This is a genomic window from Bacillus sp. B1-WWTP-T-0.5-Post-4 (assembly GCF_009183795.1).
Lineage (GTDB): Bacteria > Bacillota > Bacilli > Bacillales > Bacillaceae_G > Bacillus_A > Bacillus_A cereus.
Window position 1 is genome coordinate 1 of record NZ_WEIJ01000049.1, and the last position, 255, is coordinate 255.

Sequence of the window (255 nt, forward strand, 5' to 3'; positions counted from 1 at the left end):
CAGGATCGAACGTATAATCAGGATCAGCTGACGCCGCTGCGTTTGGTACAGTGATCCAGTCATTCGGCGTAGTGTCAGGCGCAGTCGGTTTAATAACCATTTTCTTCGCAGTCGATAACATATCGAAGCCCGCTTGCGCAGATACGAATAACGCTTGCTTGTCGCCATTCTCTACGAATTTAGAGTTCGGCATTACTTTTGATAATCGTTTCAGATCGTGCAATGCGAACGGTACAGTCGTCTCAGCCTTACGAC

At 47.8% G+C, this 255-nt stretch carries 1 pseudogene; it reads right to left on the bottom strand.

The window, feature by feature from the left end:
- A pseudogene (locus GBN91_RS28660) lies at positions 1–255 on the bottom strand (hypothetical protein); the annotation flags it as partial.